Here is a 22,391-nt window from a genome sequence, read left to right as displayed (position 1 = left end):
AACCTTTCCGTCACTCTTTGTGGACGATTGTTGTGTTACGGACGACTAAGTGGGTGTCCAGCACATAGCGGATGTCACGAGCTGACTGGCTTTGCAGCAACTCGACGAGTAATGACAACGCGGCCTTGCCAGCTTCCACAGACCGGTTTGAAACCGTAGTCAGAGATGGATATGTAGCGGCGCCCAGCACATCATCACACCCGATAACACCGAACTGGCTAGGAACATTGATTTTCCGATCCGCCAGTCCAGCGAGAATCCCCTGCGCCGTCAAATCGTCGAATGCGATCGCAGCCGTGGCTCCTGTAGTCATGATCGCTGTGACGGCCTCACGCCCTGCGTCATAGCTCGGTACGATGGCAGGCACTATGTCGACTTTTAGTCCCAGGCGCTCAGCCGACTTACGCACTGCAAGTCGGCGTTGCTTGTTCGACCAAGATGTCACCGGTCCCGCGACATAGACGATATGCTGGTGTCCGAGTTCCGCCAGATGGGCAACCGCCTCGCGCACGCCAGAGCCGCTATCGATCAGAACGCGGGGAATGCCCTCGACATCGCGATTGATCAGAACCAAGGGCCGCTGAGCAGCATGGGCTCGAATGCGTTCGTCCGACAAGCGCGATGAGGCGAGGATCAGCCCCTCGACCTGTCCTACGAAACGGCCCACGAGTTTATCTTCTTGCTTTGGGTCCTCATCCGAATTGCCGAGAAACACACAGAAATCCGATCGATCAGCCTCCATTTGGGCAGCCCGGATTAAAGGCGGGAAGAATGGATTGGCAATATCAGGGACGATCAACGCGACATTCCCGTGCCGCCCCGTACTCAAGGCACGAGCCGTCTGGTTGGGCACATAACCAAGCTTCTCGGCAGCATGCAGCACGCGCCTGACTGTCTCAGGGCTTAGCATCTCCGGACGGGTGAAGGCACGAGAGACGCTGGAGCGGGCGACACCCGCCGCCTCCGCTACCTGCTTAATGGTCAGCTTCTCTTTCTGCCCACGCACCGTTGCCCCTTTGTCACCAGCCACCAGTACCGGCCATTTCACTCAAGTACAATGCTCGCTCCTTCCTTTAGAATGGAGTTCCCCCAGTCAGCCCGTTGACATGCAACCGGTTGCAGGGTTTAGTTCATGCCATTGCCAGAGTCAGAGCACAAGAGCCCACCACATCAGCTGGCTCGCCGCATTCAAGAGGCTACCGTGACGGATACTCCTACCCAGTCCCCTGCCCCAGTGAGTCATCGCATGGTCGAGCAGCTTCGTATGGAGAGCTACCGCACGCGGGCTGAGATGGGGGCCGCCAGCGCCAGCGCAATTGCGGCAGAACTCCGAGAGCGGCTAAGCCGCCAATCCCAAGTGCGAATGATTTTTGCTGCCGCGCCTAGCCAGGCCGAAACCCTCCGTCGGCTTCGGGAGGAGCGGACAATTGAATGGGACCGGGTAACGGCCTTTCATATGGATGAATACATAGGTCTTCCGGCTGATGCGCCGCAGCGTTTTGCGCACTGGCTTGATGAAGCCCTGTTCGCTCATCTCCCCTTCGCGGCTGTACATCACATTGTCCCCGAACCGGATCCCACTACGGCGGCGGAGACCTACGCGGCTCGCTTGGCTGAGGCGCCCATCGACCTCGTCTGCCTTGGTATCGGCGTTAACGGCCATATTGCGTTCAATGACCCCCCCGTGGCGGACTTCCATGACCCGCTCGACGTCAAGATTGTTGCTCTTGACGAGACCTGCCGCCAGCAGCAGGTCGATGATCAATGTTTCGCGCGTTACGACGATGTTCCCGAGAAGGCATTGACGCTTACGATCCCGCGCCTCCTGCGAGCCGATCGCCTGTTCTGCATTGTTCCGGGCCTCGTCAAGCGGGACGCCGTTCGCCGGACCCTCTATGGGCCAGTAGCGACTACTTGCCCGGCCAGCATCCTGCGTCAGCAGGCTCACTGCACCCTTTACCTCGATGCGGAGTCCGACCCCGATGCCGAACGGTGAACTCATTGACGCCGATGCCCTCTGCGACGCCTACCTCGCATCTACAACAGACCTGATGCAGCGCATCCTGACAGAGGAACGTACCGCGACAGACAGGGCCGCCGCTCGTCTCGCCGATCAGATTGCGGCTGATCAACTAATTCATATCTTCGGTCCTGGCGGACATTCAAATCTCGCTTCGCAGGAAGTGTTCTTCCGTGCGGGAGGACTGATGCATGTCAGTGCCATTCTTGATGAAGGAACGCTGCTCTCCAACGGGGCTCTGCGCTCCATGGCGGTCGAACGCACGCCTGGCTACGGCAAGGTGGTGATCGCCAACCAGCGGCTCGGCCAAGGCGACCTTCTCATCCTCGTCAACGCCTATGGTATCAACGCGGCTCTGATCGATGCAGCCATCGAAGCCAAGGCGCGTGGCGTGTTCCTGATTGGCATCAGTTCGCGCGAGCATGCCAGCAACACCTCCCCTGAGCACCCAGCCCGACACCCCACCCGCCAGAACCTGCACGACCTGGTCGACATCGCAATCGACACCAAGGTTCCGATCGGCGACGCCGTCGTGCGCGTTCCAGGAATGAGCCAAGACGTCGCGGCGATCTCCACCTTCGCCAATGCATTCGCGCTCAACTGCCTGGTGATCCGTACCGTATCCAAGCTCATTGAGCGTGGCATCGAGCCGCCCGTGTGGCGGAGCGGCAACGCCCCAGGTGGCGACGAAGCCAATGCACGCTTCATTGCGAATTTCCACAACCGGGTCAGAGCCCTGTGAATTCGTCTGGCCACATTCGGGGACGCAATCCCGCGACCGGTGAGGCCATCGCTATTACGGTCGAGGAGGGTGTCATCGCGGCGATCCAGGCTGCGGATGGAACAAGTCATGAATATGTTGCACCCGGCTTAGTCGACCTACAGGTGAACGGCTTTGCGGGCCTTGATCTCAATGACGGCCACCTTACGCCAAAGCGGGTGAAGACGCTGGCGGACCATATGCTCTCGGTGGGCGTCACGACCTTTCTGCCGACACTGATCACCGCGCCGGAGGCCGACATCATCCGCGCGCTGACGGTCATTGCGGAGGCCCGCCGCCGATTTCCGTTCGTAGCCGAGATGGTTCCTTTCGTTCACGTCGAGGGGCCCTCCATTTCTCCACTGGACGGACCACGCGGCGCTCATCCGGCCGCCCATGTGAGGGCGCCCTCCCTCGAAGAGTTTGAGCGCTGGCAGGCGGTAAGCTCCGGCCTCGTCGGCCTTGTCACGCTAGCCCCCGAGCAGCCCGGCGCAATTGATTACATATCAGCCCTCGTACAGCGTGGCGTTCATGTGGCTCTCGGCCACACAGCCGCCTCACCCAATGAGATTCACGAAGCCGCTGGGGCGGGAGCGAGCCTCTCCACACATCTGGGCAACGGCGCCGCGGCCACCCTACCCCGACACCCCAATTTTTTGTGGAGCCAGCTCGCAGATGACCGACTGACTGCAACCTTCATCGCTGATGGCCATCATCTCCCGGCCGACACGTTCAAGGCGATGGTTCGGGCGAAGGGTCTCGAGAGAGCCATCCTGGTATCGGACGCAGTCGCACTCGCCGGCATGCCACCAGGCCTTTACGAACAGCCTGTAGGTGGCAGTGTCGAGGTCACAGCCGACGGACGTGTCGGCATTGCCGGCACACCGTATCTCGCCGGTGCCGGGTTACCGCTTTGTGCCAATGTCGCAATCGCCGTTCAGATGGCAGGACTGACGCTTAGCGAAGGCCTCAGGCTCGCAACGGAGAACCCCGGTCGCATCGCCGGCGGCCGGGGGCGCCTCGCCGTTGGCACCCCGGCCGATTTAATACAGTTCGCTTGGCAGGAAGGACAGCGCCGGCTCGATGTTTCGGCCGTTTGGCTGCGAGGCGAACAGGTTTTCTCGCGATGATCCGCGCCGGAACAGCCCTGGTGGACATCACGCCGCCGGCAGGACTCGCCCTCTCCGGGTTTGCGGCCCGCAGCCAGCCTGCGCTCGGCGCGCATGATCCTCTAACCGTTCGCGCCGTCGCGGTGGAGAGCACCGCCCTCGTGGTAGCCGACGTGATCGGCTTTCATGGCGACATGGTGCGTCGCATCCGCGATCGGTGCGTGTTGCCCGCCGACAATGTGGTCGTGGCGGCGCTGCATACGCATGGTGGCCCTGTCTCGATGATGGGCCGCCTTAGTCAGCAGCCCGACACAGCTTATCTCGAGCGTCTGGAAGCTGCATGTGTGTACGCGATCAATGAGGCGGTAGCGTCTACCCGGCCCGCCCATCTAACCGCCGGATGGGGCACGGACCCCGGAGTGGCCCGAAACCGTCGCCATACCGGTGGCATGACTGACTCTTCCTTGCCGGTGCTGCGCATCCACGACGCTGCCGGCGGCCTAATGGCAGTGATCACGGCCTATGCCTGTCACCCAGTGGTGCTCGGCGCCGACAACCGACTTTGGACGGCCGATTACCCGCACTATGTGCGCGAGCGCCTTGAAGCCGCCCATCCCGGCGCCATGGCACTGTTTCTCACTGGTTGCGCGGGAGACTCTAATACCGGTCACTCCGCACATGCTTCAATCAGCCTCGCGCCCAGCACATATCGCAGCTTCGAGTCTGCACAGGCCTACGGCGAGCGGATTGCCGCCGCCGCATGTCGAGCTGACGAGGTGCCACTGGGAGAACACGTCTCGGTGGCGAACCGGATCCTCCATCTCGGCTTCGAGCGGCGCGAGACGGAGACCCCAGAGGCCTTGGCCGAGCGCTGGTATCGCGAGCGGGAGACTGCGGATCCCGCGCGCGCAGCGCTACTCAACCATTGGATTGCCTGGGCAAAAGAAACGGCAGGGCGCCCTCTGGAACCAGTTGAGGCGCGTGTCTCCATGATGAACTGGGGAGGCGTGCAGATCGTTGCCCTTCCAGGGGAGATTTTTGCGGAGACGGCGCTTCAAATTCGCCAAAAGATGTCCGGCAACCCGGGTTTTGTTTTTGGCTTTGCAGAAGACAATCCCGGCTACATCCCTCCAGCGTCTGAATATGCGTTCGGCGGATATGAGGTTGACGAGGCACACCGCTACTATGGCCAGCCAGCCACCTTCGCCTCCGGATCGGCCGAAGCTTTGGCCGAAGCGGCCATTACTCTTCTTTCTAGGAGAACCGAAAAATCAATTGGAGTGAGATGATTGTCCTACTGAGTCACTGGGGGCTTCTTGACCAGCAACCGGTTGCATGACAACCTGCCATTTGCCAGCTTCGACACCATTAAAACCAGGGGAACGGGATGATCGGCGCGCTGAATTCTGCCACCACGACTTCACTGAAGCGGCGTTCGGGCCGCACGGCTTTGCTCGGAGCGTTCATGCTCACTGGGCTTTCTGCCGCCTCAGCGCAGACCGTCACGGTCTGGAGCGGCTATCCGGAAATGGCACCGTTCTACGAGCACGTGGCGCAAGGCCTCAAGGCCAAGCACCCGAATCTCAACGTCAAGGTCGAAGCCATTGCGCTTCGCGAGCATGAGAAACGCATCGCACTCGGCCTCACCTCCGGTGTTGCCGGTGCAACCGTGATCGAGCTCCAAGGCTCTACTGTTCGCCGTTATCTCGAAAACGACCTCCTGCCGAAGGCTCCCGACGCGGTGGCCAATTTCGTCAAAGGCAAGACCAATTTTGACGAGTTCTTCACATCCAACGCAAGCTATGATGGTGCGGTCTACGGCGTGCCCCTGTTCCGCGGGCAGGCTGCACTTTTCTACAACACCGACATGTTCAAGGCGGCTGGGTTGACCACGCCACCCAAGACCATGGAGGAGTATACCCAATATGCCGAGAAGCTGACGAAGCGAGGCCCTGATGGCAATCCAACCGTTTCCGGCTGGAGCCTGCGCCTCACCGGCGGCGGGCAGGGTATCGCTGAGAAGTTCTGGATCAATCTGTTCCAGTATGGCGGCTCCGTGCTCGAGCCGACAGCCGACGGCAAGTGGCGTGCCAACTACGCCAACGAGGCTGGTCGCGCGACACTCAAGCAGTACCTGCAGAACGTACATGTTCTCAAGACCGTTACGCCCGAGATGCCGGCCGATGCAGAGGCTTTTGAGCGTGGTCAGACCGCCATGTTTATCCGCGAGTCCTGGGTAATCGGTGACATCGCCTCCAAGGCGCCCAACCTCACCTATGCTACCGCTCCGCTGCCACGTGGCTCGATTGCCCTGCCGACCAATCTCTATGTGAAGGCCGAAGGCGCTGATGCCAAGGCGGCCTGGGACTTCGTCATGGCCACCAACGAGCCCGAGAATCTGACGTGGCTACTCAAGAATGTCGGCTGGCTGCCGAATCGCTCCGGAGTTGACTACTCCAGCGTGACCAACGCGGCCCCGGCGTTCAACGCCTTCGTGAACTACCCGAAGGATTACAAGTTCTTCACGCTGCCCTCGATCGGACCGATCGAGGAGGTACTGACGCGTTTGGCCGCCCAGCTCACCAATGCCTTCCGCAATGCGTCACTGGCAAAGGATGATGCAGCCATCGATGCTTTCCTCAAGTCGGCTGCGGACGAGACCAACCAGATCCTCCGCCGCGAAGGTCTTCTTGGGAAGTAACCTCCTACGCCGTTTTGTCTTGCGTCGTCCGGTGCGCAAGAGCGCACCGGACGGAGTCTGAGGAGGTATCCGGGTGCAGCGCAAGAGATGGATGTTCGCACTCCTCGCGATCTTGCCGACTTTGGCGATTTTCGCCTATGTCCGGATCTATCCTATCGGCGACACGTTGCGCCTGAGCCTGCACAAATGGGATATTCTATCGAAGAACAAGCCATTCATCGGCCTTGCAAACTTCGAGGAACTTACCGGAGACCCGCTGTTCCGGGAGGCACTCCTTAACACCACCATCATCGCATTCGGCGTTCTGCTCATCACTATCCCGCTTGCATTGGTGCTGGCCGCTCTCATCTATCACCGCACCCGCTCGCGCTTTGCCGGTTTCTACGAGACGGCAATCTTCATTCCGCATGTCGTTTCGCTTGTGCCGGCTGCCATGGCGTGGAAGTGGATCTTCGATGCCCGCCTCGGCCCTTTGAACGCTCTTCTCACGACGTTCGGCTTCGCGCCGAAGGCTTGGCTCTTTGATCCGGTTCTGTCAGTTGTGTGCATCATCGTCCTCTGCTCCTGGCAGGCATTGGGCTATGCGGTGATGATCTATCTTGTGGGCTTCAAGAGCCTGCCGATCTCCCTCTACGAGGCTGCCAAGCTCGATGGTGCCTCGGCCCCCCAGAGCTTTTGGTATTTGTCGATTCCCCTGCTCAAGCCGATTACACTGTATGTTTCGGTCGTTACGCTGGTGTCCGGCTTCAACGTCTATGCCCAGGCCTTCGTCTTGGCCTCTGACGCCCAGGGTGCTCCAGGCCGGCAGGTGCGCGTTCTGGTACTCGACATGCTGGAGAACAGCTTTCGCAACTACCGTGTTGGTTATGCTGCCTCCGAGGCGGTTGTTCTGCTGGCGATCGTTCTGGTCCTGACCCTAATTCAGTTCAGACTGTTACGGGAGAAAGGCGTCCGATGAAACCGCTCCCCGAAAACACTGCGATCCGCGGCATGTCCATGCGTACGAAAGAGCGCTTGGTCAACCTCATGATCGATGTGGTGCTGACGGCCACATGCCTGCTGATGATCCTGCCGCTGGTCTTCCTCGTCTCCAATGCCTTTAAGACGCCGCAGGAAATGCTGGCCTGGCCGCCGACTGTCATTCCAGATGATCCGACAGTGGCAAACTTTAAGGCAGTGCTTGGCGACACTCCACTGCTGCGCTGGATCGGAAACAGCATCCTGTTCTCAGTTCTGTCTACCGTCTGCATTCTGGCGACCTCTTCGATTTCCGGCTATATTCTGGGCAAGTTCCGCTACCCTGCGTTCAACGTATTCTTCGCGATTATCCTCGCCACGGCGATTGTGCCGTTCGAGGTCTACATGATCCCGCTCTATTTCCAGGCGAAAGCGCTTGGCATCCTCAACACCACCTGGGGCTTGCTACTGGGCTACCTGGTGATGAGCTTCGGCATCTTCCTCATCCGGCAGAACGTGATCCAGTCGATCCCAGACGAGTTGCTCGAAGCTGCCCGGATCGATGGCGCCGGGGAGTTCTGGATCTTCTGGCGTATCGTGCTGCCGCTCCTGCGCGGCGCTCTTGGAGCGCTTGGGGTGCTGGCCTTTTTTCAGGCTTGGACTGCCTTCGCATGGCCTTTGATCGTAGCAACGACCCGGGACAGCTACACGATCGAGGTGGGGCTGGCTCTGTTTCAGACCGGCTTCACGGTTGATCTTGGGCGGCTCAGTGCAGCCTCCGCGCTAGTCCTTATTCCGAGTATCACACTGTTCGTCCTGCTACGCCGGAACTTCGTACAGGGCGTGGCGAGCACGGGGCTGAAGGAATGAACGGATCGGACTTCTCGCTGGTAGATGTGCGTGCCCGTTACGTGCGGTCCAATGCAGCAACCTTACGTTGGATGCTCACACGCCCACGTATTGCCGGCACTTTCCTCAACACCAAGGTCAACAGTCTGAGCCTCTCGGACTATGGAGACGCAGATGGGGTACGCGGACCCTCCTACCTCTACGGTTGGATCCAGGGGCGAGGGCTTGAGGCGGTTGCGACGCATGCGGCGTTTTTCGAGACGGAGGAGCCCACCCTAGCCGCAGAACTCGATGAGGCCGGGTTTGCTCTCTATCATGCACTCCTGGATCTGCAGCGCCGCGATGGACACGGCTATTTCTGCTACGACCGCGACCTGAACCCTGTCTGTCTTAGTTCCGATGGCGTGCTGCACCAGCAGTCTGCTGCTGACGGAGTGTTCACCTATTCCGATGCTTTCTTTGCCAAGGGCCTCATCGCCGGGGCAGCACGCTATGCTCCGGCGGACCTTCCGGAGCATCTCACTTACCTAGTCGGGGTGGTCGATGCGATCGAACAGCGGCGGTTCCAGATGGACGAGCGCCGTCACCTCTCGCCCCGCGCGGCTTTAGATGAGCCTGAGGATTTCGGTCCGCGGATGATCCTTCTTGGCGCGGCGGGCCTCCTCCACCGCGTTGGGCGGAGTGAGCAGTCAGCATTCGCTGATCGCTTCATCGCCCATATTCTCAAATATCATTTTGACCCGCAGAGCGGTCTTTTACGCAACGTCCCTGGGACGGATGTCTGCAATGTGGGGCATGCTATTGAGTTCGTAGGCTTCGCACTAGACCATCTGCAGGGCAGCGCCGAACCCGCTTTAGTGAAACAGCTTTGGTCTGTGCTCCACTCCTCCTTCACTCGCGGCTTCATTGGACCCGGCCTTTGCCTATCGGTTTCGGCCGCAACAGGCAATTGCTTAAGTCCTTACTGCCCCTGGTGGTCTCTGCCTGAGACAATCCGATCTGCCGCCTTGTGCTTCGCTGCGACAGGTGACGACGAGGTCCTGCGCATATGGGAGCAAGCCGATCATGCGTTCTTCACACACTACTGGCGGGGTTCGGTAGCCTATCAGACCTTAACAAGGGATGGACCGGTTGATTTCGTCCCGGCGACGCCCGACCTTGATCCCGGCTACCACACGGGATTAAGCCTACTGGCCGCTATTCATGCGGCCGACTGGGTCTTGACCCAGCCTAATTACCCTAAAGCCACGATGTAAAGTCTTGGCTCTTTCGGGTTGCGTCTCGGGAAGGACGCCACCTCAGTCCAGCGCCCTCAGATTGAGCGCGTCGACGAAAGCGTCGATGACACGGACTGGATTGTTCTCACCAACCCAGTCGTCCAGGCTTTCCGGAACAGGGTGGTATGGCCGCGATAGACGCCTTCGACAAAGCGTCTCATCGGAACCCCCAAACAAGGCCGGGCGATCCTACTACTGCCTGCCCTATCCCGCTGCCTGTGTTTTGACATAACCAGGGTCAAACGCGGCCATTGAGCGCGGCCGTGTAAGTATCAGCTTACCCCGCGACTGCGGGAGTTTGGCACTCGTCTGCGCGCCAGAAGTCGGCCTTCCGGCTGGAAGGCATGCACAGTGGCAGCAAACTGTGGAGCCGTCCCCTTCACGCCAGATGGCTGCCGGCCGATATTCCGCACTTCCACAGCGTCGCTCATCCTCGCAGTTATTAGGATCGGACTGTGCCCGCCTTCTTGTTGAACCGCAGATCGGCATTGACATCGGCGAAGACCCTGGAACGGAGATCATTTGACCTCTCAACGCTGTACGCCCTTCCCGCCAGCAAGGACTGCCGAGACCAGGCGCTGGCTCGCCAAGGCCTCCTCGCCTGACACAGTGGGCTGGCGTCGAGCCTGAATGGCATCCGCGAAGTCAGCGATGAGGGCTCGATGTGCATCATGAGGGAAATCCATGATGCTTGCTCCGCTCCCCGTCGAACCTTCGGCTTCAACGGTTTCCTCTCGCCCGTCCAGGAAGGACAAGCGCAGCGTTCCTCCGACGAGTGATGCAAAACCCTTCGTGCCAACGACTTCAATTCGCTCAGGATGCCCGGGATAGGCGGCCGTCGTAGCCATCAGAGTTCCCGGCGAGCCATTGCCCAGCCGTATGAGTGCCGAGACGTAATCCTCCGTCTCCATGCGGTGAAGATCGGTCGTCCGCACATCAGCCGCTATGACGTTTGAGACGCCAACCAGCGATCGGAACAAATCGAGAGAGTGGATAGCCTGGGTCAGGAGAACGCCGCCGCCGTCTCGAGCCAGGGTGCCACGTCCGGGTTCATCGTAGTAGCTCTGCGGGCGCCACCACGGCACGGACAGGAAACCCGCCTGAACCGTGCCGATCTCTTCCCTAAGGAGCGCCTGCCGCAGTCTGAGGCTGCCGGGCCTGAACCGCTCCTGGAGGACGACCCCGAACGTGACGCCCGCCGCCTGTGCCGCAGCAACGAGCCGCTCGGCTCGGTCGAGGGTCAGTTCCAGAGGCTTTTCCACCAATACATGCTTTCCTGCCGCAAAGCAGCGTTCCGACACCTCAAGGTGGCTACTCGGGGGCGTGAGGACCAGGACCGCGTTAACGGCCGGATCCTGGATAGCGGCGTCGAGATTGGTCGTCGTACGAAAGGGAAACTGTTGCTGATAGGACTGAACTCGCTCGGGTGAGCGGCTGGCCGCCCAGTGAACGTCGATCCGGTCCGAGAGGTCGAGGAGGCTTTTCGAATGTGGTTGCGATGCGGGCCCGAGGCCGATGATGGCTAAACCGATCTTCTTCATGGATGAGGGAACCTTCTGGCTTTGGGTTGTCCGGGTCCGTGAAGCCACTCGGCATTCATTAAGCCTTCAGCGCGAGGCGGCATACCGAAAAGACACGGGCTTGCCTCGTGGCAGATTCCAAGCGACATCCCACGTCGGCGACGAAGCTCCGGAAATAGGTCAGCGGCTCTTGACGGCATCGTCAACTTAACGAAGTGAGATAGTTCGGGCTGGTGAGGACCGTCAGATCAGCAGTCAGCGACAACTTCAGCCACCTCATTCCAGATCTGAAAGGCCTGAGTTCGGGATATGCGGTGAGCGGCAGCCGTAATGCTTGCAGGACGGCGGAACAGGTTTGCGACTTGGTCGTGAGCCGAGAGGAAACGCTGCGCCTGCCCGGCTGACTTGAAGCGCTTCATGATGCGCTCGCGTCGGCGGGTGGGCTGATGAGAGTTCTCAGCTCTGTTGTTCAAGCCTTTGTGCTGTCGATGCTCGACGCCGGGCATCACGGCCCTTTTTGCGGCGGCATAGCTGGCCAGTTTGTCCATGATCATCACGCGCGGTGCGATGCCTTGCTTCTTGAGCAGCTTGCGCAACAGCCGCTTGGCTGCTTTTGCATTGCGGCGGCTCTGAACCAGGGTGTCGAGCACGATCCCGTGCTGGTCGACGGCTCGCCAGAGCCAGTGCTTTCGGCCTGCAATGCTGATTACCACCTCGTCGAGGTGCCACTTGTCACCGGCTGCCGGAAGACGGCGGCGGATCTGGTTCGCAAAGCTCTGGCCGAATTTCAGCGCCCACTGCCGCACTGTCTCATGGCTGACCTCAATCCCGCGGGCAGCCAGCATTACCTCGACCATCCGGAGGCTGAGCGGGAATCGAAAGTACAGCCAGACTGCATGGCTGATCACTTCAGCCGGAAACCGGTGACGAGCATAGCGAGGGTGACGGGCGTTCTTCATCCCTTACCTATGCCTCTATTCGGTCACCCCCCGGTTAATTTGACGGTGCCCCTTCAACCTTCAGCGCCATTTGATCTCCCGCCGGACTCTGCGCCTCTTCAGAACAGAGGCGGCAATACAGTGGCACCTTGCGACTGCCGCCGCATGAATTGGTGAGGCGGCTCGGTTGAGCCCAGCTTGAGTCGTGTTCCCGTGACAAGGCCCAAACGATTATGCGAATTTCGCAGCCTCTAAGCCGCCTAGCCGGGTGAAGAGGATCTGGCTCTCGCCGGGCCCGCACACTGTGACGCTGCATTCGTATAATTCGGCCAACCTCACCGCCGCGCTGCGGCGCTCCTCCGAAGTTGCGTAATCGTGAAACGCCTCCTCAACCTCGGTCGTCGGGAGCAGCAGCGTCTCTCCCGGTGCCAAGTATGCCAGCCTGATTTGTAAGTCCGTGGCTTTCATGGCAAGGCTTCACGGCTGCCTATCAACGCTCCGCGCCTTGCCCACAGTTCCATACATGACCTTCTGCGAATTACCGCCGGGTGTTGCAATCGGCGTTATTGAACGCACCTGGCCCACCGGGCTTCACTGCGTCCGCCCGATCGCGTCCGCGAAGGGAACCCGCAGCACGGTTTGGCCGGTCTCATCAACAATCTCGATTGCCATGCCAATTCGGGCTTCAGACCAATCGAGCCAGACTTCCCCAATCACCCGTTTAGCCTCCAGTTGGGCGGCCCCAAGGTCCGGAAAGTCTTCGCCCTCTGGGTCTAGCTCAAGGTCATGGCCGTTGTGAATGTGAAGGTAATAACGCGGCATGGATACGCTGGCCCTTGGGGCAATGGCTATTAAGCCAAGAGGCTCGCTCACCGTTCCATAAAAGGCGCGTCTTGGAATTCCTGAAATCATTCGTGAGCAAAGGATTATATAAACCTAAGTTCCTTAATCTTTGTTACCGGTCTTTGCCTTGTAGCCGCAAAGTTAGAATGTCCTGCTCCCGCAAAGTAGGTGAAGCGGATAGCCTGGTTACCGATGTCGAGCCGGACTAAGAAAAAGGGCCGCCGATGGATCAGCGGCCTGAAGGTGGGACATACGTCCTTCCAGAGGGAACGACGCGAGCGGGAGGAATGGTCGCGTCCTCACCGAGATGGTGAGCCGAACTGGCGTGTGTCACCCGGTCGAAAGCTCAGCTGGCATGCGCCAAGCGCAGCCATGCCGCTCTTGAATCCTCAGCCGGAGCTCACTGGACTGATATCTGCCGGCTGGGTTAGCGTACCTAGCTGGGCAAAGCGCAAGACACCGGTGCCAGCATTCCTGTCTTGCAGTGGTTACCAAAGCTTCTGAACGACAAATCCCTTCCCGGTCGTCGTCCCACCCCTGGGCGGCTTGGTGTAGACCAGCCGCCTGTGCCAAGGGCACCAGCTGGATACGGTATGGGTCCGAGCGCCACAGAAGATCGCCTCCGCGCCTTCGTCTGAGACAACGAACCGGCACTGTTGCGCCCGCAGCTTGCACAACGTGGTTCTGTCTCGAGGGGAAGGCTCGGGGAGCTCAATCTCAGACATGGCGATCCGGTGCGCAGTGGCAGGGGCAGACTCCTAAAGGCGGAGATCCAATTGAGTTCCGAGCCGCTCTGCTCTTCCCTGGCCATCGAAGACCAGCATAATGACAGGAGGTGGGGCCTATAGCTCAATAGTTAGAGCCGGCCGCTTCTAACGCTCTGGTTTCCTGGTGGAGCTTGGGGGCACCATGTATCAAAATCAATGATTTAGGTCACCCTCCAGCGGGAGTGCCCATGGGCCGGCACGTCGGGGAATATCTGACCAAAAGGCTGGGCTACTGTGGTAAGACGGGATGTGTGTCTTCAGGGTCGACTGACACATCTGTGATGGTTTCTAGCACGGTCCCAGCGACGATCGGCGGCGCTCCTAGTGAGATGGTGATGGCAGCAGAACATGCCGGGCAAGCATAGACCGTGCCGCTTTGTAGGGCGCCTGAGCTTTCGATATCGACGCTGTAGCATTTTACGCTCAGCAGTGGCTCTGCGCAGTTTGGGCACTTAGCTGACATGACATATCCTTGGACACTTGGTTCAAGTGAACCGCAGTACTGCCATCAGGTCAAACGCTGTAGTTCGTGGCTTTGCCCAGGCAGTGCCCGACTCTGATCATGGCTCCTGGTCGTAATGCTGTTATTGCCAAGGCCTATGAGTAGATTGAGCTTCAGCTGGGGTCTGGTAAGAGCCCTCATGACCTACAGCCTGATTCAACTCGCGCCCGGCGCCTATGACCTGCTCTTGAATGGCGACGTGATGGGAAGCGTAGTGCGGAATAGCTCTCATCGGCCTTACACGTGGACGGCCGAGTTGCTTGAGGATCTGCCTTCAGATCAAAGGCCAGCACCCTTTACCAGGATCGAACATGCCTTCACTTCTCTGGAGGATCTCTGTGCCTGGCTCGGTGAGCCGGATGTGAAGACCAATAACCCTCATGGCGACGCCTGGGAGCGTTGAGAGCCCAGGACAAAATCGGGGCAAGAGACTGATCCGCGTTCAGCACTGGTTCAGCGGGATCAACGCATCTTAAGATACCGGTTGCCCGACTGTACTCCCCTCCCGGCCAAGCCCAGGATCCTAGATCCCTCTCAACCTTGGACTTGGTCAGGTTCTAATTTCTGGAGTCTTGAGCAGCCTGCAACTGCTCCACCGTCTCCATGATCTGCTCGGCTGAGGGCTCTATTGTGGAATAAGCGCTACGATGGATGGAGACATGAGCAGCGCAATGCAAACGAGCCCTAGAATGACGAAGGCGAACAGGCCTGGAATATTGCCGTTCATGTGGATCGCGCCTCCTGCGGCCGCTGCCTGTATCCTCGCAGAGTTCCAACTGCTTCGATACCATGAATGGCGGTGGCGTCGCGGGAATAGGCGATATCGAACCTATCGCGACAACAGCGCGAGTAAGGTTAGGCATGGTTGCAGTTAGCCGGTGAACCGCGCTCCATAGTGGCTCCCGGTGGTCCAAACCAGGCGGACCATGGCGACGGCGCCCTTGTCTGGGATATTCAGTTCGAACTCAAGAGGAATATCAGCAGGGGCAGGGATCACCAGCCGCACACCCGTCTCAGACAAGTCCCACACGGTACAGGCAACCGGATCGCCAGTGGTTTCGCTTGCGAACCATCCCTCTAAGCCGACGGCAAACCGTTCACTCGATCGACGCTCAGGCATTACAGGGTTCATGCAAGAGTTCCTGTTTCGACGGAACGAAGCCTTTCAGGGACCGGGCTGGAGTGAGGCTGCCCTCAAGGCGTGGCGAGTCCAAAGCGCGGCGCTGCTGTTTGACCGCCGCCAGGGCGGATTATGGCAGGTCCGACGAGGAGCTCGGGGAGGCAGTACATCCGTGCCGGCCCGGGACTCGTCGACAGCTGTCGGTGATAGGCAGCTGAGGTGAGACTGAGCTGATTTGCTGAGTGTGACAATCGGCAAATCCGGGGCGCGTCGCCTTGGCGCACTGGCTCCAACTGCTGGGCAATTTAAGGAAGCATTAACCAAACCGGCAGAACATCGGCACGTCTCCCACACAATGCGCGATGTCCTAAAATGCTTGCCTCGGCTACGGTTCTTGTCATCGAGAATGACCCCATCACACGCGAGCTGCTGGAGAACATCCTCCAGGCCGCCGGCTGTCAGGTCTTGGCGGTTTCAACGGGCAACGCAGGGCTCCTGTCGCTCTGCCAGCAGCAGGCTCAAATCGACTGGCTCGTGACGAAAGTGAGGCTTCCTGGGCTGGTGGATGGATGGCTCCTTGCCGATGAGTATCATCGGCACAATCCGGACAGGCCGGTTGTCCTGTTGTCCGAAGAGATCCCAAAAACTGAATGTCCCTCAGTGGACGCCGTCTTCGTCCCGCCACATACCCCAATGAGGGTGCTTGAGACATTGAAGGGCTTGGCATTGTCTGAAACGGTTGATGACGCTCCGGTCGAGATGCTCAGGGCCGCCTAACCCAAGAGGAGTCGTTCGTGACCGACCACAACGAAACCGTTGCCTCACGTCTCTGGCGCGACCGTGCCCAGATCCGGGAGCAGGAGCGGGATGACGCTCGGGCCCGGCTCAAGGTTGCCGAGGAGAAGGTAGCCATCCTGATAGCCGAGAACGATCGGCTGACTGCTGAGAATGCCCGGCTGCGGGAACGGATCAATCCAAATGCAGGCCTAGCCCGCAACGAGACAGAACGGCAGATGGCGGAACTCAGGGGGGCATTGATGCCTCTGCTTGCCAATCCGCGCCCGACTACGCACTGACGTACGTGAGTTCATTTTTGGGAAAGGGGAGGGTGCACTAGATCCACCCTCCCGCAGCATTCACTGTCCTTGACGTGCAGCCTGATAAATATCGCCCTGGGATAGACCAATGTCGGAAAGCTCCCGGTCTGTCAGGGCTGTCAACTGGCGAGCCGTCTCACGGGAATGGTGCCACCCTCCCACAAGCCCATAGTGGCGCCCCTTCAAACTTTGGCACAAGGCTAAGTTCACTGACCTTGAAGAAGGTTGGGCAAGGCCTGTGCGAGGGTTTGTGGATCGAACGGCTTTTCCCACCGGGGTACATGCAGATGGTACTGTCAGGTTGGTCACAGCTCGGAGCCTGTGGCAGGGTCTCGCGCATGAGCACGACATCCAATCCATATCGAGGCTTCCGTTTCCCGGCCGAAATCATCAACCAAGCGGTCTGGCTGTACCACTGCTTCAGCCTCAGCCTGCGTGAGGTCGAGTTGATCCTGGCGGCGCGAGGCATCGTGGTCAGCTACGAGACCATCCGCGAGTGGAGCCTGCGCGTCGGCCGCGTCTACGCCAAAAGCCTCAAACGGTGCCGGCCGCAACTCGGAGACAAATGGTTTTTGGATGAGGTGTTTGTCCGTATCCGGGGCAAACTGCACTACCTCTGGCGCGCCGTTGATCAGCATGGGACTGTGCTGGACGTGCTGGTCCAGAGCCGACGGAACAAGAAAGCGGCCGAGCGCTTCTTCCGCAAGCTGCTGAAGGGCTTGTGCTACGTGCCCAGGGTGATCGTGGCGGATAAACTCGGATCTTATGGTGCCGCCAAACGTGAGATCTTGCCGGGCATTGAACACCGGCAGAGCCGCTACCTCAACAATCGCTGTGAGGTCTCGCATCAGCCCACCCGAAGACGAGAGCGCCACATGAGGCGGTTCAAGTCCGTCCGACACGCCCAGCAGTTTCTCTCAATCCATAGCCCGATCCACAACCACTTCCAACTCCGCCGTCATCGCGTGTCTGCCAATGAGTATCGGACTGCTCGCGATCGCGCCTTCCTCACCTGGCGCGATGCGACCGGTGCTGCCCTCGTGGGCTAATGTGGACTGACCTGACGGCTGCGCCCGCGGCAGCTTTGCCTCTTCGGCGCCAAGTTGACAGTATCCTTCAGCTCAATGCACTCGTTAGCTCTCGGACGGTTTCAATAGGTTACGCCCCGGTATAGAATCCAGCCTCTTTAGCGTACGCTCTAAAGAGAGCCAAGGGAACGACAATGAACATCATGAAGAGCTTCGCCCTGGCCGTAATCGCAGCCACCTTGGCAGGTGGCGCGGCTACAGCGCAGGATAGAGTCGTCAAGATTGCCACCGAAGGTGCTTATGCTCCCTGGAACTTCACAGGTGCGGGCGGCAAGCTCGAGGGTTTCGACATTGATCTGGCCAACGAACTCTGCAACCGCATCAAGGTGAAGTGCGAGATCGTAGCCCAAGACTGGGATGGGATTATTCCCGCGCTTCAGGCGAAAAAATACGATGCCATCATGGCCGGCATGAGCATCACCGATGAACGCAAGCAGGTGATTGCCTTCGCAGGCCCCTACGCAGACTCGCCAAATGGCTATCTGGTGGCGAAGGACACGCCACTCGCCAAGATGCAGGGCACAGGGCAAACCTATAATCTGGTGAGCCAGCGAGCAGAGGCCGAGAGGGCGATTGAAGCCACGAAGCCGCTCCTCATGGGCAAAACGATCGGCGTGCAGGTTTCCACCACTCATCCAGTCTTCGCCGAGAAGTATCTAAAGGGGACAGCTGAGATCCGGGAGTACAAGACCACCGAGGCACACGACCTCGATCTTCTGGCCGGCCGCATCGATGCGGTGCTGGCTGACGCCACTGCGATTATCGGCACCCTCGATAAGCCGGAGTTCAAGGACTACACTCTCGTTGGTCCCGCAATCACCGGTGGCATCCAGGGCGACGGTGTCGGAATTGGGCTGCGCAAGGAGGATGCCGAGTTAAAGCAGAAGCTCAACGAGGCGATCAAGGGTGCCACTCAGGACGGTACCATCCAAAAACTGTCCATGAAGTGGTTCAAGATCAACATCGCTCCGAAAAGCTGAGGATGGCGGTTCGATGCTCACGTCCGTCAATTAAGTCTGTAACCGGTCCTGCGGCCTGAGCTAACGTTGCACTCAGCAGCGGGGCTCAAGCCATGAAACGCTCAATCGAGTAGGGCCTCGGGTCGGTGAAGGTTTCCCGGCCGGTCATCATTTCGGCCAGTAATCGCCCGGTGGCCGGTCCGAGTGTCAAGCCGTGATGGTTGTGGCCGAAGGCGCACCATAGCCCTTTATGTCTTGGGGCCGCACCAATGACAGGACGCATGTCAGGCAGACAGGGACGGGATCCCATCCACGGCTGCGGATCAATGCACCTCTCAAGTGGGAAGATCTCCCGCGCGAGGGGTTCTGTCCGGTCCAACTGCAGAGGCGTTGGAGCTGCGTCGCGAGCGGCGAACTCGACGCCCGTCGTCAAACGGATACCGCGCGTCATCGGCGCCAGAAGAAAGCCGCCGTCCACGTCGACCACAGGATGGTGCAAGACAGCGTCGGCCCTTGGCCGGAAATGCACATGGTACCCACGCTTGACGGCCAACGGCACGCGATACCCGAGCGGACGTAGGACAGTGTCGGACCATGGTCCAAGAGCAATTACGACATCGTTGGCGCGGACCAAGCCATCCTGGCTGCGGACAGTCCATTCGATGCCGTCCTGCTGGAGCGTGCGGGCCTCGCCGTGAACGAAACGGCCGCCGCGTCGCAGAAACAGGTCAGCGTATCCTTTTACGAGACCGCCAGGATCAGGAACCGTCGCCGGGTCCCGCCAATGAATTCCGCCAATGAGGGTCTCGGACGTGTGAGGCTCGCGCTGACGAAGGGCCTTGCCGTCGAGGATATCGAAATGCAACCCATAAGGCTCGAGAGCCGCTGCATTCTTCGCTGCTTGGTCAAGGGACCTTGGGCTGCGGAATGCCTCAATCCAGCCTGTCCGGCGCAATTGCCCCAGGAGTCCGGCTTCGATCATAAGGAGTTCATGCTCTGCGACTGACCGCTCAATGAGAGGCAGCATGTCGGCCGCTGCCTTTTTCAAGGATCCGGGTGCGGATTCGCGCCAGAATTGCCAGAGCCAAGGGAGGATCCGGGGCAGGAAGCGCCAGTCGGAACGGACATCTGCGGAGCGGTTCAGGGCGTAGAGGAGGATGGTCCTGAGATCGCGGGGAACCCCGTAGGGAATGACGCTCGACCGTTCAATCAGCCCGGCGTTGCCGTGGCTCGTTTCCTCGCCCGCGCCGCGTCGGTCAATCAGGACGACATCGCGTCCGCGCATCTGGAGGTGCAGAGCAGCCGAGACGCCCACGATACCGGCTCCCAGAACGATGACGTCGACGCGGATTTCAGGATCTGGCTGTGTCATTGGGTTAGAAAGCGTGCGAGCTCACGCGGAGGATCTCGAGCGCCATCTTCACGTCCTCAATCCCAAGGCCCATTGACCGGAAGAAACTGGCTCGATCGGGGGAGGGGGCCTGCGCCTTGCCGCTGGCAAGCTCACCTAGGTCACCGCGGATGTCGTCGCGGGACCATCCATTCTTGGAAGCCAGCAGCATCTCACCGGCGATGAGCGGGGTCGTCGACCGATCGTCGCAATAGACATTCATCCGCGCCAGGGCATCCGGTGGGACTTCGTGTGCTTGTGCAACATTGGTGCTGATCGAGGTCACAAGCATCCCGGGCCTGATATGGTCCATGGATAAAACCGGGATGCCGGAGGATGTACAAAGCAGCACCACATCGGCATCCGCCACCGCGAGAGAGCAATCGTCAACGATCTCAGGAGCCGGTCTGAGTTCACCAAGGCGCAGCTTAAAGACTCCCTTTTTGGCGGAGATATTGCGTGAATGGATGCGGATCCGCCGCCACGGCCGAAGCGGCACGACGTGGCGCAGGTGAGCCAAGGCAACAGGACCGCTGCCGATGAGTGTCAGATCGGCGGCGTTAGATTGGGCGAGGAGGTCGACCGCCAAAGCCGTTGTTGCGGCGGTTCGCTCTGTTGTCAGCGCCAGCGAGTCACAGAACAGCAAGGGCTGTCCCGTCTCAAGGCTCATCAGCACCGTCGTGGCCGTGACCTTGCCGCCAGACGGGGTGACCACATAGGGCGAAACCTTGACCCCAAAGACACCGTCCTCCGGCAGGATCCCCGAGTAGGTGATGAAGTCGCCCCGGTTGTCGGGCAGCAGGGTGAGAACCTGCGGCGGCTGGGTCACCCGGCCTCGTCCGTGCGCCTCGAAGAGCTCGCGCATCGCCGCGACGGCGTCAACGCGCCTCATCCGATCCAAGACGGCAGTGGCATCGAGCCAGGCAGGGGAGGGCTGTGTCATACTCTGCTCTCCGACGCGATCGGCATGTCAGACCGCCCTGTGCGGATAAAAACTTCAGGGTTGTAAGGAGTGTTCGGGTCGAGTGGATACATCGGCCTCGGAACACGATGGAAGGTGAACTTGGTCAGGTCTGGGGAGGCGAGCGCCCCGCTGTCGCACACCAGAACACGACTTGCGATCGGCTCAAACGCGGCCCGGAAATGCTGCATGGATTTGACACCGACGATCCTCTTGGCGCTAGGGTCGATGCCGAAGGCGAGGAATTGCTGCAGGTCATGACACTGGTGAGGCTCGGTAACGATGACGACCTGAACGCGCCCAACCTCGATCACCGCCGTGGGGCCAAAGGACATGTGGACGCCCGCATACATCGGTCCATCACAGGTGTAGCTGCCGTCGGATACGCTCAACAGCGTGCCAGTGAGGTCAAGGGACTCGCCCCCAAAGGACGCGTTCACTTTGCCACCGAGGCGGATCGATACCGTTTCACCGGGCTTCCTGCTCTGCAGCTGCGAGGCAGTCTCGGGGTCCACGATCGGGCAGAAGCAGGCGTCTGCGTCTGCCGCAATCAAGGCCCGAAGCAGGTTCGTTCCATCGCCGTACCCTCCGGCCCCGGGATTGTCGGCATAATCCGCAATCACCACTGGCCGGGCATCGCCCGCAAGTGCGAAAGCTACTGCCTCCTCAGGGGATAGGAAGCGGTTGACGAGATCATGGCGCATGTCCCACATGGCCTTCGCCATCTCTTCGGCAAACAGCCGGTGGGGCTCCGGATCTCCGGAATAAGTCACCGTGATCGTTGGGCCGATCTCATCGATATCGGCATAAGGGAAGGCGCCGTTGACGCTCACCGCGAGAACGTTGGGCTCGCTTTCATACGCCCGGGCGCGGTCCATCACGGCGACAAGCGGCCCGACATCCGTGCGGCCGCCATTGGCATCCTCCAGCATGGGGGGGCGCACGAAGAGGGTGTGTGGCTTGATTTCGCCAGCCATCGTCCGATGCAGCAGCTCGCCCGCATGCCGGCCGGCCACGCGCATGTCGATATGCGGATAGGTCTTATAGGACACCAGAATGTCGGTCAGTTCGCACATGCGCCTGGTGACGTTAGCATGCAGATCCAAGGTCGCGGCGATCGGAGTATTCCGACCGACAATGGCGCGGAGGCGTTCAAGAATCTCCCCTTCGCCGTCACCTGAATGGGTTGTGACCATGGCGCCGTGGAATGCGAGCAGAATCCCATCGAGCCGTTCCCGCTCCCGGCAGGCGGCTTCCTCGACGACCTGCACAATTTCCTCGAAAGCCTCCTCGGTGACGCAACCTGCCGGATTAGCATGGGCACTGATGACATGAACCAGTTCCCAGTTCTTCTCGCGTGCAACATCCAGGAAGCCCGCGACCTCGGTATTCGTCCCATCGAGCGCACGCAGAGCCTCGTCGCCGTGGAGCAGGATCACGTTGGCGAAGCGGTCAAGGGATGTCAGGCGCACACTGAAGGAATTCGACTCGTGCATGATCTGTGCCGAGAGAACGCGAAAGGACATGGTCCGA

At 59.9% G+C, this 22,391-nt stretch carries 23 protein-coding genes; 13 read left to right on the top strand and 10 right to left on the bottom strand.

Going from position 1 to position 22,391, the window contains the following annotated elements:
- Positions 1–10 precede the first annotated feature (10 nt).
- Positions 11–1,033, bottom strand: a complete 1,023-nt coding sequence (locus H0S73_RS23475) for a LacI family DNA-binding transcriptional regulator (RefSeq protein WP_202050052.1) — start codon at positions 1,031–1,033, stop codon at positions 11–13.
- 213 nt (positions 1,034–1,246) lie between these two features.
- Between H0S73_RS23475 and H0S73_RS23470 the strand changes: the two genes are divergently transcribed.
- From H0S73_RS23470 to H0S73_RS23435, 8 genes are all read left to right on the top strand, one after another.
- Positions 1,247–1,996, top strand: a complete 750-nt coding sequence (locus tag H0S73_RS23470) for a 6-phosphogluconolactonase (RefSeq protein ID WP_343058483.1) — start codon at positions 1,247–1,249, stop codon at positions 1,994–1,996.
- On the top strand, positions 1,983–2,762 hold the full coding sequence (locus H0S73_RS23465) for a sugar isomerase domain-containing protein (RefSeq protein WP_181054631.1): 780 nt from the start codon (positions 1,983–1,985) through the stop codon (positions 2,760–2,762). The genes H0S73_RS23470 and H0S73_RS23465 overlap by 14 nt, the downstream gene beginning before the upstream one ends.
- Positions 2,759–3,910, top strand: a complete 1,152-nt coding sequence (locus H0S73_RS23460; protein WP_181054630.1) for an amidohydrolase family protein — start codon at positions 2,759–2,761, stop codon at positions 3,908–3,910. The genes H0S73_RS23465 and H0S73_RS23460 overlap by 4 nt, the downstream gene beginning before the upstream one ends.
- On the top strand, positions 3,907–5,178 hold the full coding sequence (locus H0S73_RS23455; protein WP_181054629.1) for a neutral/alkaline non-lysosomal ceramidase N-terminal domain-containing protein: 1,272 nt from the start codon (positions 3,907–3,909) through the stop codon (positions 5,176–5,178). The genes H0S73_RS23460 and H0S73_RS23455 overlap by 4 nt, the downstream gene beginning before the upstream one ends.
- Before the next feature lie 98 nt (positions 5,179–5,276).
- Positions 5,277–6,590: an extracellular solute-binding protein gene (locus H0S73_RS23450; RefSeq protein WP_181054628.1), complete on the top strand. Its 1,314-nt coding sequence runs from the start codon at positions 5,277–5,279 to the stop codon at positions 6,588–6,590.
- A 91-nt stretch (positions 6,591–6,681) separates the two neighbouring features.
- Positions 6,682–7,548 (top strand): carbohydrate ABC transporter permease, encoded by an 867-nt coding sequence (locus H0S73_RS23445; RefSeq protein WP_181054706.1) that lies wholly within the window; start codon positions 6,682–6,684, stop codon positions 7,546–7,548.
- A gap of 32 nt (positions 7,549–7,580) precedes the next feature.
- A complete protein-coding gene (locus tag H0S73_RS23440; protein WP_425488244.1) occupies positions 7,581–8,417 on the top strand; it encodes a carbohydrate ABC transporter permease in 837 nt (278 codons plus the stop codon).
- Positions 8,414–9,652, top strand: coding sequence for an AGE family epimerase/isomerase (locus H0S73_RS23435; RefSeq protein WP_181054627.1), 1,239 nt, complete (start codon positions 8,414–8,416; stop codon positions 9,650–9,652). The genes H0S73_RS23440 and H0S73_RS23435 overlap by 4 nt, the downstream gene beginning before the upstream one ends.
- Positions 9,653–10,203: 551 nt before the next feature.
- Here the strand turns inward: H0S73_RS23435 and H0S73_RS23430 are convergent.
- From H0S73_RS23430 to H0S73_RS26420, 4 genes are all read right to left on the bottom strand, one after another.
- Positions 10,204–11,214: a Gfo/Idh/MocA family protein gene (locus H0S73_RS23430; RefSeq protein WP_181054626.1), complete on the bottom strand. Its 1,011-nt coding sequence runs from the start codon at positions 11,212–11,214 to the stop codon at positions 10,204–10,206.
- A 227-nt stretch (positions 11,215–11,441) separates the two neighbouring features.
- Positions 11,442–12,152: an IS6 family transposase gene (locus H0S73_RS23425; protein ID WP_181054625.1), complete on the bottom strand. Its 711-nt coding sequence runs from the start codon at positions 12,150–12,152 to the stop codon at positions 11,442–11,444.
- Positions 12,153–12,722: 570 nt separating this feature from the next.
- Positions 12,723–12,953 carry a DUF6894 family protein gene (locus H0S73_RS23420; protein WP_181054624.1) on the bottom strand — a complete coding sequence of 77 codons (231 nt, stop codon included), beginning with the start codon at positions 12,951–12,953 and terminating at the stop codon, positions 12,723–12,725.
- 509 nt (positions 12,954–13,462) lie between these two features.
- A complete protein-coding gene (locus H0S73_RS26420) occupies positions 13,463–13,699 on the bottom strand; it encodes a GcrA family cell cycle regulator (protein ID WP_181054623.1) in 237 nt (78 codons plus the stop codon).
- A gap of 683 nt (positions 13,700–14,382) precedes the next feature.
- On the opposite strand from H0S73_RS26420, the gene H0S73_RS23410 reads away from it, so the two are divergent.
- A complete protein-coding gene (locus H0S73_RS23410) occupies positions 14,383–14,646 on the top strand; it encodes a hypothetical protein (RefSeq protein WP_181054622.1) in 264 nt (87 codons plus the stop codon).
- A gap of 468 nt (positions 14,647–15,114) precedes the next feature.
- Here H0S73_RS23410 and H0S73_RS23405 read toward each other — a convergent pair whose 3' ends face one another.
- A complete protein-coding gene (locus tag H0S73_RS23405; RefSeq protein ID WP_181054621.1) occupies positions 15,115–15,375 on the bottom strand; it encodes a PilZ domain-containing protein in 261 nt (86 codons plus the stop codon).
- 360 nt (positions 15,376–15,735) lie between these two features.
- Here H0S73_RS23405 and H0S73_RS23400 point away from each other — a divergent pair, with 360 nt between their 5' ends.
- Together H0S73_RS23400 and H0S73_RS23395 are read left to right on the top strand one after the other, a co-directional pair.
- Entirely contained in the window at positions 15,736–16,140 is a 405-nt protein-coding gene (locus H0S73_RS23400; RefSeq protein ID WP_181054620.1) for a response regulator, read from the top strand.
- 17 nt (positions 16,141–16,157) lie between these two features.
- Positions 16,158–16,439 carry a hypothetical protein gene (locus H0S73_RS23395; RefSeq protein WP_181054619.1) on the top strand — a complete coding sequence of 94 codons (282 nt, stop codon included), beginning with the start codon at positions 16,158–16,160 and terminating at the stop codon, positions 16,437–16,439.
- Between the two features lie 60 nt (positions 16,440–16,499).
- Here the strand turns inward: H0S73_RS23395 and H0S73_RS25565 are convergent, their stop codons facing one another.
- A complete protein-coding gene (locus H0S73_RS25565; RefSeq protein ID WP_202050051.1) occupies positions 16,500–16,811 on the bottom strand; it encodes a DUF1127 domain-containing protein in 312 nt (103 codons plus the stop codon).
- On the opposite strand from H0S73_RS25565, the gene H0S73_RS23385 reads away from it, so the two are divergent.
- Both H0S73_RS23385 and H0S73_RS23380 read left to right on the top strand, forming a co-directional pair.
- The gene (locus tag H0S73_RS23385; protein WP_181054617.1) at positions 16,799–17,509 is read left to right on the top strand and encodes an IS6 family transposase; all 711 of its coding nucleotides are present in this window, start codon (positions 16,799–16,801) and stop codon (positions 17,507–17,509) included. The genes H0S73_RS25565 and H0S73_RS23385 overlap by 13 nt on opposite strands.
- A gap of 173 nt (positions 17,510–17,682) precedes the next feature.
- On the top strand, positions 17,683–18,528 hold the full coding sequence (locus tag H0S73_RS23380; RefSeq protein ID WP_181054616.1) for a lysine/arginine/ornithine ABC transporter substrate-binding protein: 846 nt from the start codon (positions 17,683–17,685) through the stop codon (positions 18,526–18,528).
- Positions 18,529–18,613: 85 nt separating this feature from the next.
- Here the strand turns inward: H0S73_RS23380 and H0S73_RS23375 are convergent, their stop codons facing one another.
- From H0S73_RS23375 to H0S73_RS23365, 3 genes are read right to left on the bottom strand one after another with little or no spacing between them, the layout of a single operon-like run.
- The gene (locus tag H0S73_RS23375) at positions 18,614–19,879 is read right to left on the bottom strand and encodes an NAD(P)/FAD-dependent oxidoreductase (RefSeq protein WP_181054615.1); all 1,266 of its coding nucleotides are present in this window, start codon (positions 19,877–19,879) and stop codon (positions 18,614–18,616) included.
- Positions 19,880–19,883: 4 nt separating this feature from the next.
- Positions 19,884–20,840 (bottom strand): ornithine cyclodeaminase family protein, encoded by a 957-nt coding sequence (locus H0S73_RS23370; protein ID WP_181054614.1) that lies wholly within the window; start codon positions 20,838–20,840, stop codon positions 19,884–19,886.
- Positions 20,837–22,384 carry a M81 family metallopeptidase gene (locus H0S73_RS23365; RefSeq protein WP_181054613.1) on the bottom strand — a complete coding sequence of 516 codons (1,548 nt, stop codon included), beginning with the start codon at positions 22,382–22,384 and terminating at the stop codon, positions 20,837–20,839. Before H0S73_RS23365 ends, H0S73_RS23370 begins: the two co-directional genes overlap by 4 nt.
- Between the last annotated feature and the right edge of the window lie 7 nt (positions 22,385–22,391).

The sequence above is a fragment of the Microvirga mediterraneensis genome (assembly GCF_013520865.1).
GTDB classification, from domain to species: Bacteria; Pseudomonadota; Alphaproteobacteria; order Rhizobiales; family Beijerinckiaceae; genus Microvirga; species Microvirga mediterraneensis.
This window is presented reverse-complemented; position numbering and strand designations above follow the sequence as displayed.